This window comes from Sphingopyxis sp. LC81, from assembly GCF_000756375.1.
Classification (GTDB): domain Bacteria; phylum Pseudomonadota; class Alphaproteobacteria; order Sphingomonadales; family Sphingomonadaceae; genus Sphingopyxis.
The window spans coordinates 1-13,507 of sequence record NZ_JNFD01000016.1 but is presented as its reverse complement, the minus strand read 5'-3'; the positions used below and the strand labels follow the sequence as shown (position 1 = coordinate 13,507).

At 60.9% G+C, this 13,507-nt stretch carries 13 protein-coding genes and 2 pseudogenes; 9 read left to right on the top strand and 6 right to left on the bottom strand.

Translation table 11 applies throughout. The features are described from left to right. Positions 1-138: 138 nt before the first annotated feature. The 4 genes and pseudogenes from FG91_RS08740 to FG91_RS08725 all read left to right on the top strand — a co-directional run. Positions 139-1,125, top strand: a pseudogene (locus FG91_RS08740) (IS256 family transposase); the annotation flags it as partial. 172 nt (positions 1,126-1,297) lie between these two features. Next, positions 1,298-2,812, top strand: coding sequence for an IS21 family transposase (gene istA, locus FG91_RS08735; RefSeq protein ID WP_081940489.1), 1,515 nt, complete (start codon positions 1,298-1,300; stop codon positions 2,810-2,812). Next, a complete protein-coding gene (istB, locus tag FG91_RS08730; protein WP_037514240.1) occupies positions 2,809-3,645 on the top strand; it encodes an IS21-like element helper ATPase IstB in 837 nt (278 codons plus the stop codon). The genes istA and istB overlap by 4 nt, the downstream gene beginning before the upstream one ends. Positions 3,646-3,747: 102 nt before the next feature. After that, positions 3,748-3,981: pseudogene (locus FG91_RS08725) on the top strand (transposase); the annotation flags it as partial. Between the two features lie 24 nt (positions 3,982-4,005). Here FG91_RS08725 and FG91_RS08720 read toward each other — a convergent pair. The 6 genes from FG91_RS08720 to FG91_RS08695 form a co-directional block, all read right to left on the bottom strand. Next, the gene (locus FG91_RS08720) at positions 4,006-4,551 is read right to left on the bottom strand and encodes a plasmid pRiA4b ORF-3 family protein (protein ID WP_052187433.1); all 546 of its coding nucleotides are present in this window, start codon (positions 4,549-4,551) and stop codon (positions 4,006-4,008) included. A 22-nt stretch (positions 4,552-4,573) separates the two neighbouring features. Continuing rightward, positions 4,574-5,197 carry an NUDIX hydrolase gene (locus FG91_RS08715; RefSeq protein ID WP_037514236.1) on the bottom strand — a complete coding sequence of 208 codons (624 nt, stop codon included), beginning with the start codon at positions 5,195-5,197 and terminating at the stop codon, positions 4,574-4,576. Between the two features lie 125 nt (positions 5,198-5,322). Further along, positions 5,323-6,252 carry a hypothetical protein gene (locus tag FG91_RS22360; protein ID WP_235211987.1) on the bottom strand — a complete coding sequence of 310 codons (930 nt, stop codon included), beginning with the start codon at positions 6,250-6,252 and terminating at the stop codon, positions 5,323-5,325. A 230-nt stretch (positions 6,253-6,482) separates the two neighbouring features. Beyond that, positions 6,483-7,403, bottom strand: coding sequence for a HEPN domain-containing protein (locus FG91_RS08705; protein ID WP_037514263.1), 921 nt, complete (start codon positions 7,401-7,403; stop codon positions 6,483-6,485). 40 nt (positions 7,404-7,443) lie between these two features. Further along, positions 7,444-7,827 carry a type II toxin-antitoxin system VapC family toxin gene (locus FG91_RS08700; protein WP_037514234.1) on the bottom strand — a complete coding sequence of 128 codons (384 nt, stop codon included), beginning with the start codon at positions 7,825-7,827 and terminating at the stop codon, positions 7,444-7,446. Further along, positions 7,820-8,068, bottom strand: coding sequence for an AbrB/MazE/SpoVT family DNA-binding domain-containing protein (locus FG91_RS08695; RefSeq protein WP_037514232.1), 249 nt, complete (start codon positions 8,066-8,068; stop codon positions 7,820-7,822). Before FG91_RS08695 ends, FG91_RS08700 begins: the two co-directional genes overlap by 8 nt. Before the next feature lie 359 nt (positions 8,069-8,427). Between FG91_RS08695 and FG91_RS08690 the strand changes: the two genes are divergently transcribed. The 5 genes from FG91_RS08690 to FG91_RS08670 all read left to right on the top strand — a co-directional run bounded on the left by FG91_RS08690 (position 8,428) and on the right by FG91_RS08670 (position 13,359). Then, positions 8,428-8,943, top strand: a complete 516-nt coding sequence (locus tag FG91_RS08690) for a helix-turn-helix transcriptional regulator (protein WP_037514260.1) — start codon at positions 8,428-8,430, stop codon at positions 8,941-8,943. 62 nt (positions 8,944-9,005) lie between these two features. Continuing rightward, a complete protein-coding gene (locus FG91_RS08685) occupies positions 9,006-9,335 on the top strand; it encodes a hypothetical protein (RefSeq protein ID WP_037514230.1) in 330 nt (109 codons plus the stop codon). A 59-nt stretch (positions 9,336-9,394) separates the two neighbouring features. Then, positions 9,395-9,850 carry a hypothetical protein gene (locus FG91_RS22005; RefSeq protein WP_160292469.1) on the top strand — a complete coding sequence of 152 codons (456 nt, stop codon included), beginning with the start codon at positions 9,395-9,397 and terminating at the stop codon, positions 9,848-9,850. A 152-nt stretch (positions 9,851-10,002) separates the two neighbouring features. After that, positions 10,003-10,791 carry a JAB domain-containing protein gene (locus tag FG91_RS22000; protein WP_160292468.1) on the top strand — a complete coding sequence of 263 codons (789 nt, stop codon included), beginning with the start codon at positions 10,003-10,005 and terminating at the stop codon, positions 10,789-10,791. Between the two features lie 93 nt (positions 10,792-10,884). Continuing rightward, positions 10,885-13,359, top strand: coding sequence for a strawberry notch family protein (locus tag FG91_RS08670; protein WP_052187432.1), 2,475 nt, complete (start codon positions 10,885-10,887; stop codon positions 13,357-13,359). Positions 13,360-13,507 lie beyond the last annotated feature (148 nt).

Below are 13,507 nucleotides of genomic sequence, written 5' to 3'. Positions count from 1 at the left end.
TGTAGGTTCTGCCGGTAGCGAAGCTGACCGGACACGCGCTAATCGAAAAAGCGCTGTAGTGTCCGGTCAGTTTCGCGGGCGGCCATCGGCGACTTCGGATAAGTTTGGGTTGCAACACTCAACTTACGGAGATCACCGATGACCAATGACACGATGAACCTGCAAGCGCTGGTTGGGAAGACGGCAGATAGCGATATTCTGCGCGACATGATCGGTTTTGCGGCGCAGCGCCTGATGGAGCTGGAGGTCGGAAGCCTCACAGGAGCCGCCTATGGCGAGAAGGATGCCGATCGGCTCGCTCAGCGTAACGGCTACCGCGACCGCGATTGGGAGACGCGCGCGGGCACAGTCGAGCTGCGGATCCCGAAGCTGCGCAAAGGCAGCTACTTTCCCGGGTTCCTCGAGCCGCGTCGCATGTCGGAGAAGGCGCTGACCGCGGTAATCCAGGAGGCCTATATCCAAGGCATCTCGACCCGTTCGGTCGATGACCTGGTCAAAGCGATGGGAATGAGCGGCATCTCCAAGAGCCAGGTCAGCCGGTTATGTGAGGAGATCGACGGACGCGTGAAGGCTTTCCTCGAACGTCCAATCGAAGGCGACTGGCCCTATCTCTGGATGGACGCCACTTACATCAAGGTCCGGCGGGATGGTCGCATCGTGTCGGTTGCAGTCATTATCGCCGTCGGGGTCAACAGTGACGGCCGACGCGAAGTGCTCGGCATGGCGATCGGTCATTCCGAAGCCGAAGTCTTCTGGACCGACTTCCTGCGCAGCCTTGCGCGTCGCGGGTTGCGCGGGGTGAAGCTGGTCATCTCCGACGCCCATGAAGGGATCAAAGCGTCCGTCACCAAGATCTTCAGCGCAACCTGGCAACGTTGCAGGGTCCATTTTATGCGCAACGCCTTGGCCTATGCCGGCAAGAGTGGACGCCGGGTCGTATCAGCGTTCGTTGCGACAGCCTTCGCGCAAGACACTGCCGAGGCGGCCAAGGCGCAGTGGCGTAGCGTTGCTGACCAACTGCGGCCCACCGTTCCAAAGCTCGCTAAGCTGATGGACGATGCCGAAGAGGACGTCCTGGCCTACATGACCTTCCCCGCGCAGCATCGCACTGCTGCGCGACAAACAAGGTGAGAATTGCCGACAAACAGGATGAGAATGGGCGGCGGTGTGTCTGTCGGGACGAGGGGCGAAGCCCCGAGGAGCGACAGACACACCGCCGCAGGCGTCTTTTCTTCTGGAAGGGGGCTTTTGGTGATCGTGACCTGCCAGGTGGAGCTTCTTCTGAAGGGGAGATGCGGTGCCTGGGAGCCATATCAACGATCATCAGGTGAGATATTATATGAAGATGAGACAGACAATGTCGCCGCGTTCAGCGGCGGCGTGTGCGGCGTTCAGCACGGCGACGGCGTATCGGCTGGAGGCGGATATGCGGCTTCCTTCGCAAAAGAAGGCGCCGCGCGGTCGCCGTCGTGCGGATCCGCTGGCGGATATCTTCGACAGCGAGGTGGTGCCGCTCCTGGAGAGTGCGCCGGGGGTCCGAGCCGTGGCCGTGTTCGAAGAAATGCAGCGTCGTCATCCTGAGCTTCCCGATGGCGTGCGGCGGACGATGGAGCGTCGGATCCGCAGTTGGCGGGCGCTGCAGGGCCCGGAGCGCGATGTGATCTTCCGCCAGGTGCACGAGCCGGGGCGGATGGGGCTGTCGGATTTTACCGACATGGCCGATCTGGGTGTACGGATCGCGGGGGTGAGGCTCGACCACCGGCTGTATCACTTTCGGCTCGCCTGCTCGGGTTTTGAGCATGCCCATGTGATCCTTGGCGGCGAGAGCTTTATCGCGCTGGCGGAGGGTCTGCAAAATGCGTTGTGGGCGCTGGGCGGCGCGCCGCGTGAACATCGCAGTGACAGCCTGTCGGCGGCGTTCCGCAATCTGGATGCATCGGCGCGCGAGGATCTGACGCGCAGATATGGCGCGCTGTGCCGCCATTATCGGATGAAGCCGACGCGCAACAACCGCGGCGTGGCGCACGAGAATGGCGCGATAGAAAGCGCGCACGCGCATCTGAAGGCGGCGGTGCGTGACGGACTGCTGATGCGCGGCTCGGCCGACTTCGACGAGCTTGCGGAATATCGACGCTTCATCGACGAGATCGTCGCGCGCAAGAATGCGCGGAGCGCGAAGCGCATCGACGCCGAGCGGGCGGTGCTTCAGCCGCTGCCGGGCATGCGCACCAGCGATTATGAAGAGGTGCTCGTCATGGTCACCTCCTCGGGCGGGTTCACGCTGCGCAAGGTGTTCTACACGGTGCCCTCGCGGTTGATCGGTCACCGGCTCAGGGTACGGCTTTACGACGACCGGCTTGAGCTGTTCCTCGGCGGCACGCCCCTGTTCACCCTGCCGCGTGGTCGCGCCGACCGCAAAGGCAAGCATGATCATGTCGTCGATTATCGCCATGTCATCCATGCGCTGCGGCGTAAGCCGATGGCGCTGCTGAACCTCGTTTACCGTGACCAGCTCTTCCCGCGCGAGGCCTATCGGCGCATGTTCGACCGGCTGATCGAGCAGCTCGCCGAACGGATGGCGTGCCGGACGATGGTCGAACTGCTGAGCCTTGCGCATGAGCGGGCGTGCGAGGCGGAGCTCGCTGCGGTCTTGGCCGACTTGCTGGCGACGCCGAATGGGATGCCGGACATGGCCGCATTGCGGGCACGCTTTGCGCCCGATCCCGCAGCGTTGCCCGACGTCGTCGTCGAGCTTGTCCCGCTGAGCGTCTATGAAGCGCTGCTGGCTCCTCGCGTGGAGGAAATGGCATGACCCAGGGCATCGATGCGACCAGGCTTACCCTGATGCTCAACGAGCTGCGGCTGCCAACGATCAAGCAGCTCTGGCCGTCGTTCGCCGAGCGTTCCGATAAGGAGGGCTGGCCGGCGGCGCGGTTCCTCAGCGCCATCACCGAGCATGAGATCGCCGAACGCGACCGGCGCCGGATCGAGCGCCATCTTGCCGAGGCGAAACTGCTGCCCGGCAAGACGCTCGAGGCTTTCGACTTCGACGCGGTGCCGATGATATCCAAAGCGCAGATCATGGCGATCTGCGCCGGCGACGGATGGCTCGAAAAGGGCGCCAACCTGATCCTGTTCGGCCCGCCCGGCGGCGGCAAATCGCATCTGTCGTCGGCGATCGGGCTCGCGCTCGTTGAAAAGGGCTGGCGCGTCCTGTTCACCCGGACATCCGACCTCGTCCAGAAGCTTCAGGTTGCGCGCCGCGAGCTCGCGCTTGAAAATGCGATCAACCGGCTCGACCGCTTCGATCTGCTGATCCTCGACGACCTCGCCTATGTCGCCAGGGATCAGGCCGAAACCTCGGTCCTGTTCGAGCTGATCAGCACCCGGTATGAAAGGCGTTCGCTGCTCATCACCGCCAACCAGCCGTTCGGCGAATGGAACAGGGTCTTTCCCGATCCCGCCATGACGCTGGCCGCCGTCGACCGCCTCGTGCACCACGCCACCATCTTCGAAATGAACGTCGAAAGCTATCGGCGGCGCGCTGCGATCGACCGAAAACAACACGGAGCAGGTCGGCCCGCAAAGGTCGCGACAATCAAAAATACCGGCGTGTCGCTCCCCGACAATCAAACCCTGACATAGGCCTTGCCAGCGACAATCAAACACACCAAAACGGAACCGTCGCGGTCAGAATCTTCTCATCCTGATTGCCGCAACTTCTCATCCAGTTTGTCGCGCTACAGTCGCACCAAGTTGCACTCAAATAATCCGATCGAGCGACTCAATGGCGAAATCAAGCGGCGCACTGACGTCGTCGGCATCTTCCCCAATGAAGAAGCGATTACGCGCCTCGTCGGCGCCATCCTGCTGGAACAGAACGATGAATGGGCGGTCCAGCGTTGCCGCTACATGACCCTTGAGAGCGTCTCGGGATTAAGCGATAATGCCATCATCACGTTGCCCGCGATGGCAGCATGATCAACCCGGCTTGGCCGGAGATCGCTAAGGCTGCGCCGGCGAACCTACACCATCAAATGGGACACGACCGAATATGGCGCCATACCATTGGACCATGGACGCGCGCTCAGGATGGCGCGGCTTCGCCATAGCCTTAAGAAATTCTTCAAACCCCGGCGTGCCGCCGACATCTTCGGGCGGGGCTCGCCGTTCACCATCGACGAACCGTGGATAGTCCGTCGCGGGAATTGCTGACGTCACCTCTTCGATCTCCACACGATGGCGCCAATTGTCCCCGAAATCGTAGGTGTAGATGAAGCTGGTGACCCGGCGCTCGACGAGCGTGGCGATGCGCATATTGGCGGCGTCGCGGGTGCGGACCATGAACGCATCATCGTCGCGGAAGCGGATGCCATAGGCAGCATCGCCGACCTCGAAGCGGAACAGATGGTAGTTCTCGAAGAGCATGCAGGCCTGGATCGCGAGATGCAGGGTCTTGAGGCTGTTGGTGACGGGAAGTTCGACACGGCGCCAGATGGCGGGCTTCATGTCTTCGAGCGTGATACGAATCCGGGCGATCTGATCGATCATATTGCTATCTTGAGAGCCAACCTTAGTCAAAGAATGCAGGCTTCGTTGTATCGGTGGCATATGCAAAGGCTGCGTGAATGTCGGCCTCGATCGTCCGCCCTCTCGACAAGGGCGGCAAATCGTCGATCCCGAAGAAACGCGCCTCGATGGTTTCGAGACCCGGTTTGGGAATGGCGTTATCAATCCGGTCGCAGAGGAAAAACATTTTGTAAAAGTCGCGGACGTCGGCGGGATAGCCTGAACTGGCTTTGTGCCGTACGCCGAACAGGCGCCGGGCTGAAACCTTCAACCCTGCCTCTTCTCTCATCTCCTTCTCGATATTGCGAGCAGGGGAGAGACCAACGTCGGCAAAGCCGCCCGGTAGCGTCCACAATCCATCGCATTGCTCGCGCACAAGAAGTATCATGTTCTCTTCGACGAGCGCCCCACGCACGTCCACCTTGGGCGTCGCATATCCACGCGCAAAATCCGGTACGAGATCCGAGATGCGTTCGATGGGGACATCACCGAGAGCGGACAGCATCTCGTTGGCGATCGTGGCGATCTCTTCATAGCGTTCCCGGTCGAACCGATCACGCGTGAAGTGGAGCCCCGTCGAAGCGATGCTTTGAAGCCGTTTCCCATAGGTCAGCCATTGTGGTTCCAAGGACCGGTCCCCTTTTCTCCGCTAGGCCAAAATCCGAACCAAGCTAGCCTCGACATGCCGAGCGGACAATGCCCGATCGTAATGAATTTCCGTGCGTGTCTGCCTCTGCGGCCACTCTCACGTAGTCATGGCTTATGCGGTGTCGACGCTTTTTCACCATATGCCCGCAGGCGTTGCTCCTGCTCTTCGAGGGAGGGAACGCGCAGCGCCTTGCGCATCGCGTCCGAAATCAATGCACGGTCGTATGGTTCCTGTGTGACGGGACCATTTTCGGGGATCGCATATTGCGTGCCTAGTATCTGCGGCTTGCCGATAGCTTGAAGATAGCGGTCGAGTGTCGCGGAGGCGATCCAGACGGCATCGGGCCTCCCTCTGGCGACCGCGATTGTCGCGAGCAGATGCGCGAGAAGATAGTCGTCGGCCTCGTTGCCGTGCTGAAAAACGAACGCGGCGTGATAATAATCGTCTCCGCTTTGCAGGGTGCCGGCGTCGAGCAGTTGTTTCGTGCGGATCCGGCGCCTGTTGTCCACCGGGCCAATGGCGGACCAGTCAATATCGGGCGATTGGCGATCCGCCTGATCGGCATCAAAAATCGCAGTCATCTCGGCGTTGGTCGAATGGCTGACCGTTGGGACATAACTGCGCCCGGAATCCCAAGGCCCCAATGGAGGTGCGCCCGCTTGCGCTTTGACGAGCGGGAAAGGCTCGAACGGAGCGCCCTGGAACGACAGTTCCGCATGATCGGTATCGACCGCGTGCAGGCGAAGGATTGTCGGACCGGAGCCAGGATCATCGAAGCTGATCTCGAAATCGGAGTTCACGACGCGAATGTTTCGCGTCTGTCGGCGGATCGTCCGACCTTCGATATGGGAAAATATCTCGCCATTGGTCTGGAAGCGCTCGGGCCGGTCCCATGTTGCCACAGGCCCGCCCGGTTCCTCCTTGATTTCGATACGAAACAGCGTCTGGTCGCCCGCTCTCAAGTCCCATGTGCCGGTCGGGCCGAGCATCATCGCCGACGCGGCGGTCAGGAGCGATGTCAGGAATGTCGGCATGTCTCACCTTCCATGGCTGCAGGTCTTGACGATCGGACTCGCAGGATAAACGAAAACCGGTCCTTTAACGACGGTGTCGCGCTTCCGGTTCGCTGCCCCGAACAGGGGAGGAGAGGGGGGCTGCGCCTCCCTTCGGGATCGCCGCTCTATCTCCGCTTCGCTTCGACCGAGCCCCGTACCGGGTCTCGTCCGTTCCGGCGACGATCGGCTGGCGGGGCGCGGCGCTGAATCTATGCCTTTGCTTCGGCCTCCAGCGCGGCGATCCGCGCCGAGCAGATTTCGTGAACGCGCTGACCGAGGATCTCGACGCGACCCGACAGCCAGTCCAGCTCCTCGCGCGAGATCTTATAGTGACGTGAGTATCGCGCCTTCCGATAAGCGTCCTTGAGCTTTTGATACATTGCGCGCTCCGCTCGGGTGCCGCGCGGCCAGACATCGTACAGATGGCGATCCAGCTGTTCGGCCATCTCCCGCAGGAACAGGATATTGTGGTCGTAGGGCGTGTAGAATTTGAGGACGAGTAGCAGGCCCTGATAGAGGTTTTCGACGACCTGATGGAGGAGGAAGGCCGCCTGCTTATTCATCCCATCGTCGATCGCGTGCCGGTAAAGCTTCAGGAAATTCATGGCATCGCCCATGTATTCCTCGAAATAATCCTGCGCTGCCTGCAGGGCCATCTCGGGCGTCTTTGGCTTTGGCTTGCCAAGCTCCTTGTCGTCCGACTGGTAGAGGATGACGCCGTCCTTTACGATCTCCATGAAGAAGACGCGGCCATGGGCGAGCGCGTCATTCACTTCCTGAAGCGAATGGACGATGAAATTCGCCGGCGTCTTGATCACCTTCTCGAGGAGGTAGGCGTCACTGATCCGGCGCTCGGCATCCTCCCAATAGGTCGCGCGGTCTGCGAGTTCATTCTGGTTGACGATGACGAGGATGTCATAGTCCGAGCGATATTGGTTGGCGTCCTGCGGCGCCTCGACCCAATCGCCGCGGGCATGGGAACCGAACAGGATGACCTTGAGAATCCTGCCGTTGCGGCGCGCGCCAACGGCATTCTCCGTCGCGGCGCGCAAGCCCTGAAACAAAATCTCGACGATAATATCCAGCTCGCGCTGCTTGCGATGCGGCAGGAAGTCGATCTCGGTACGCATCATGCGGTTCCGTGTGCGTTATAGGTGTGCTGCAGTCTCATCACCGGGCAACTTCGATGGCGACGCCGATTTCGAGATCCTTCCACGCCCGGTCCATGGTGATAGCCGTCGCCCCGAGGGAGTGTGCGAGTGCAAGGCAAGCCCGGTCGCCAAGCGAAAGGCCGGCGACCTTCGTGGATTGCCGCAGCTTGCCCATGAACACCGCACCATCCTTGTCCAAAATGCGTGTGTCGAGGTCGAGCAATGCAATCAGTTCATCGATTTCGTTGTCGCCAAGCCCCCGATCTTGCAGCTTGCCCACAACTTCGGCCAGATTCACCGCGCTGATGCAGCCGGTGTCTAGATGCGCTTCGATCCGCTCCGCTCCAGGCTCTTCCTGAATCACGGCGAGAACGGCGGAGGCATCGAGCACATAATCAGTCACGCGCCGCCTCCGACCGGCGATCCGCGATCAATTCGTCGGCCAGCGAAGCGCTGGCCGGGACATGGTGGCGGACAAGAGCTCGCACACGGCCAAGCGCTGTCTGGAATGATCGGACGCGAAGCTCTCCGTCGACAACCTCGAGGCGCACATCGTCCCCATCGGCGATCCCGAGCGCCTTACGCACGTCCGCCGGAATCTGAAGCCTGCCGCCCGACACGATACGAGCCTTGTGAACGCTCATGACGAAACCCCTAGACGATGTTCAAGGATGCCAACATTGTCGCTTAGCCGCAGCCTGTAGGCAAGCTAAAATAGTCCATATCTGGCCAATCATGTCTTAAACTTCCAAATTGGCACCATTAAGCCCCGACCGCCGGTTTGCGGATATGGCCTTCTTGCCCTATTAACAGAGATGTAGAGATGTCCGGATCAACCGCCTCGCGCGATGTTTCGGACCATAACGATCGAGTGTCGATCGAGGGGAGCGAGCGATGTTGCGCGCTAATGGTCCGTCCCATTCCGGTGGGGCGGCAACGCTGTGCCGTGGCGCGAGAGGGACCGTCGCGGGATGTCCGGCTCGCCAGGGTGCCGGGTGCTGTCGTGAGCGATGAGGCCGACTTCGAGCGCTGGTCGCGGTTGACGAGCAAGCACCGCGCCTGCCTCGACCCGCTGCTCGAACGAAAAACTTCGAAGGAGATCGCGCGCATGATCGGCCTGGCGAAGCCGACGGTCGACCAGCGCCTTACAAAGGCTCGATCCATCCTTGGTGTCGATACACGCGATCAGGCAGCAGTCGAATATGCGCGCCTCAAGAAAAAGTATGATCGGATCACATATGATCCAATGCACATTCCAGACAGCGCGGAAATCGTGCCATCTGACTTCGCGGAGGGAGACCCCTCGACCGTAATCCACCTGACCGACATGGCAGTCGCCGCTCGGAGCACGGATGGACCGGTGGAAGGGCTTTCTGATCCGCTCGGGCTCATCTGGAGACGGGATCATAAAGGTTTGGCGCGCCTCGCGCTCATGATGACAATGCTGGTCGCTTTGCTGCTTGTCGTTCATGCAAGTCTGGGAATTTCCGAGACTCTGACCCGGCTCGTCTCCGGCTGAACTTTTGAAAAGCAACGCCAACAAATGCTCGGAAGTCCTTCGCTTCCGGGGAAGGAGAAGTTATGCCTGAGAATCTCAATGCAATGACCCTGCGACTTCAGCAGGACGTTCCCCTTGCCGAAGCAAGCCTCGACAGCGCCCTCATCGCCGTCTCGACCCTTATGACGAGCGTCGTCACTGCCCGGCAGCGCGTTGGCGTGGCGCCCAAGACTGGCCAGGCATCGATCATGCGTCTCGCAAAGGCTCAGCTTTCGCTGGTCGAGGTAAGCGGTGACGTCTTGCGTGTCCATGGCGAGCTCGCGGACATCGCGCAGGAGACCGCGGGTCTCGATGTGCACCGATGCCCAAATCAGGCCAAAGCAACCGGCGCGCAGCTTGCCCTCGTCGCCTGAAACTTGACTGGGAGCCATCAGCATGATTTCGGGGAAGAATGTTGCGGATAGTCATATTCTTGATCTTGCTGCTGATGGCTTCGGCCTACGCGCTATGGAAGGGAGGGGGCCCCGAACGGATGATGGCGACAATCCTCCTGGGCATGCTCGTCGTCGACCAGCTGGTTCATCTTCTGATCCCTGCGCAGTTCGCGAGCGTCGATACCGCCCATCTGGCTCTCGACCTGATTGCGGCACTTTTGACCTTCATGTTGGCGATGACAGCACATCGCTTCTGGCCGATGGTGGCAGCTGTCCTGCAGACTTTGCCACTTCTGGCGCACTTCAGCCGGCTGGCGGACGTGGGGATGCATCCGATTGCCTATTTGACGATGCAGGTTGCTGCCTCCTGGCTTCTGCCGCCGCTCCTCGCCGCCGCAACCTGGAGGCATCAGACCCGGTTGCGGAGGAGCGGCAGCGATCAGTCCTGGCAGCCCTCATCGCTGCAGTCGCACCTTCCGAGAGTCTTCAGATAGCTGACCGGCTGCTCTGCGAATTCCGCAGCCTCGACCGCGTCCTGACACAGAAGCCCGAGGCTCTCCGGCGAACCCTGGGAGGCCGAGACAGCGTTGCGGCCCTCATATTCGCGGCACGCGCCGCCAGTGTCGAAGCACTACGCTCCAGCCTTATGGGCCGGACTATCACGCCGACTGATCCGAAACTCATTGCCTATCTCAAGACCTCGATGGGGAGCCTTCCCGAAGAAGTACTTCGGGTTCTGTTCCTCGACGGAGCCTGCCGTCTCATAACGGACGAGCAGCTGCAGCAGGGCAGCCTGGCCCAGCTCATCCTCTATCCACGCATCATATTCAAACGAGCATTGGAGCTCGATGCGGCATCGATTGTGCTTGTGCACAATCATCCCAGTGGTGATCCGACCCCAAGCGAAGCGGATATCTCGTCTACGGAAAGACTCGCGGCTCTCGCCAGCAACTTGGGAATCGAGCTCACCGAACACATCGTCGTCAGCCGATCGGGCCACGCTCTGATCGGACAGCGGCCACATGGTCGCGGCCTCCGGGAAATGGTCAAAAATCATCTTCTCCGGGATTCTGGTCGTTCGACCGGATTTCCCGATCGTGACCTGGCGCTGTCGAATGCACGGCGTACGGCACGTCGCCGGTTGCTCCGCAGGCATATTGTTGGATCAAAGAGATATTTGGGGGAGCCGGCTTGGGACATGCTGATCGATCTCTTCATTCAGCATTGCGAAGAGAAAAAGATCTCCACAGGCGATCTATGCGTTTCATCCCCATTGCCGCTGAGCACGGCTCTCCGCCTTGTTCAGCGAATGTGCGATGACGGCCTCATTCACAAAACAGCCGACGATACCGACGGGCGTCGACAGTTTGTCGAACTGAACCCTGACCTCGCGTGGCGTCTCCTTGCCTACTTTGGCACGCCCACGGATGACTGACGCCACACTGAGGCTGCAATGCCCGTCGTAAGGGAGTGAGAGAAGGGGAGGGGCTTTCGGGGCCAAGATTGGCCCGAAAGAGGAGACCCTTCCATGATCATCGAGACCGACCAGGCGCCTGCTGCGGCAGCGCGCCAATACGCTGCAGCGTGCCAGATTGCACAGTCGCTTCAGGATAATAATGCGCCGCTCCCGAGAAGCCTGGCGACGAAGGCAATGACCGCGGCATATGGCATCACCGCGGCCGACGGAACCTGGACGCAGCGCGATAGCTTCGTCGCGATTGAGGTCGGATCGGTACTCGCGCTCCGCTCGTTGATGCTTCCCGACACGCCAACCCGGATCGTCGAGGCGCTTGAGGAATTCGAGAAGCGGCTCCCCACGCAAACGGTCCGAAGCGAGGAGCAAATCTCGGCCCAGCATTTTTCCACTCCATTGGCGCTCGCATGGCTCGTGTCGCACCTCGCCGTGATCGGTGGCGACGATATCGTCCTTGAACCCAGCGCCGGGGTGGGAATGCTCGCCATGTGGGCGGAGCGCGCCAAAGCTCTCCATATCAATGAGCTCGACTCGGTCCGCGCAGGGTTGCTCCGGCACCTTTTTCCCGAAAGCAGCGTCACGTCATTTAACGCGGCGCAGATCAATCAGCACGTATCGGATACGCCGACCGTCGTGATCATGAATCCGCCGTTCGCCCGCAACGCCGCCGGCGCCGTGGACCCGTTCGCCGCTCACCGCCACTTCGCCGCGGCGCTTGCTGCACTTCAGCCCGGCGGCCGTATCGTCGCCATCATGCCGGACAGCTTCAAGCCCGGCGGAAAACACGGCTCGCTGTTCGATCGCGCAACTTCGGGCGCGAACATCCAGTTGATGCTCCGGCTCGACAAGGGCTTTGCAGGGAAGGGGACAGCCGTCGCCGTGCGGATTATCGTCGCCGACAAAGGACCCGCGAACAGACGTCCGCCATCGACAGTCAACAGGGCATCTGTGCGCAGCCTTCTTGAAGCCATTCGCGAAATCCCGCCTCGCTCGAACATTCCGCCAGCTCCCGTACCACCTACGCCGTGCGGATCGACAAGACCTGTGTCGCTATTCGGCGCATTCCGAGCAGTTCCAGCCAAGTCCTTCCCGCGGGCCGCGCGACCACTTCCGAGCTTCGAGTTCGCGACCGTCAACTATCGGGTTCGCGATCCCATTGCCGCAGCCCACGACGATACTGCGCTCTACGTTCCATGGCGCAGCCAGCGTCTCGAATTCGATAATCCTTCGGACCATCCGAGCCCGCTGGTCGAGTCCGCCGCGATGGCGGCCGTCGCGCTGCCGGCGCCGAACTATCGACCGCAGCTTCCCAAGCGGGTGCTCGACGACAAGATTTTGAGCACGGCCCAGCTCGAGACGATCGTCCATGCTCTCGCCGCGACGGAAATCGACCTCCCGGGCCGATATCGCCTGCCGGAGAAGGGCCTTGCTCTCGTTCCCCATCCCGAAGGCCAAAGTTACCGCCAAGGCTTCTTCCTTGGTGACGGAACCGGAGCAGGAAAGGGGCGTCAGATCGCCGGAATCATCATGGATCAATGGCTGCGCGGTAAAAGGCGCCATATCTGGTTGAGCGATAGCAGCGCCTTGATCGAAGATGCCCGTCGCGACTGGCAGGCGCTCGGTGGAACGCCGCTCGATATTCAACCCTTGGGCCGTGTCCGCGCGGGCGCGGGGATCGAGATCGGCGATTCCATCTTGTTCGCATCCTACGCCACCTTGCGGAGCGAAGCCGGTGGCGATCGCCGCCTTGATCAGATCCTGAATTGGCTCGGCGGCGAGTTCGACGGTTTGCTCCTGTTCGACGAAGCGCACGCCATGGGCGGGGTTGCCGGAGGAGAAGGGCGGTTCGGCGCGACATCGGGATCCCAGCAGGGCATTGCGGGCGTTGAACTTCAGAACCGCTTACCCCGCGCACGTGTCATCTATGCTTCCGCTACCGGCGCGTCCGATGTCAACAATCTGGCCTATGCGACCCGGCTTGGCCTCTGGGGCGAAGGCACAGCCTTTGTCGACCGGGAAGCATTCACCGCGCGTATTCGTGACGGCGGCGTCGCCGCAATGGAGCTTGTCGCGCGCGAACTGAAAGCAATGGGGGTCTATACCGCGCGCGCGCTTTCATACGCCGGCGTCGAATATGATATCCTCGAGCACGAGCTTACGCCCGCGCAGATCAAGGATTTCGACACCTATGCCGACGCTTGGGCGATCATTCATCGAAATATGGAGGATGCACTTGCCGCAGCCGGTGTCGTTGATAGGCTGACCGGCTCCACGCTCAACGGACAAGCCTTGTCGGCCGCGAGATCGCGTTTCGAAAGTGCGAAACAGCGTTTCTTTTCCGCGCTCCTTCTCGCGATGAAATTGCCAAGCCTGCTACCCGCGATCGATGTCGCTCTGCAATCAGACCAAAGCGCCGTCATCCAGCTCGTGACGACAAGCGAAGCCCTGCTCTCGCGCCGCCTCGCCGATCTCGATGCCGCTGATCGGGCGGAGCTGGCGCTCGACCTGTCGCCCCGAGAGTACGTGTAATGTTGAGCTCAACATTAGATGTATTCTTTGCAGTCGCAGTTTATGTCGAGCGTGGCGGCGCGAGGCGCAGGTTTCCTTCGGTTTTCCATGATTTCACTCCAGATAATTACGGTTCCCTCGACCTGAACAAGTCGAAGGAACCACCATG